Origin of the sequence: Saccharothrix sp. ST-888 (genome assembly GCF_000955975.1) — a bacterium.
Taxonomy (GTDB): Bacteria; Actinomycetota; Actinomycetes; order Streptomycetales; family Streptomycetaceae; genus Kitasatospora.
Window position 1 is genome coordinate 1 of the sequence record NZ_JYJF01001125.1, and the last position, 246, is coordinate 246.

The following is a 246-nucleotide window of genomic DNA, read 5'->3' on the forward strand; positions in this document are numbered from 1 at the left end:
CGTCGCGCACCACAGCGGTGCGTCGATCGCGGCGTCGCCCAGGGCCTGGGTGAGCAGCGCGGTCGCGGCGAGCCCGGCGGAGAGGGCCGGGTGCACCGGTTGCACCTGCTCGTCCAGGGCCAGCAGCGACAGCACCCCGGCCAGGTGCGCCGTCCCCGCGTACGCGGCACGCAGCTCGCCCGCGAGGGTGTCACGGTCGCACGCCGTGGTGTCGACGGTGATCCGTCGGACCTCGGCGCCGCTCCC

The 246-nt window shown here is 76.8% G+C and carries 1 protein-coding gene; it reads right to left on the bottom strand.

Features of this window, described 5'->3' with window-relative positions:
- Nucleotides 1–246, bottom strand: a 246-nt coding sequence (locus UK12_RS42840; RefSeq protein ID WP_045307427.1) for a hypothetical protein, incomplete at both ends; no start/stop codon positions are given.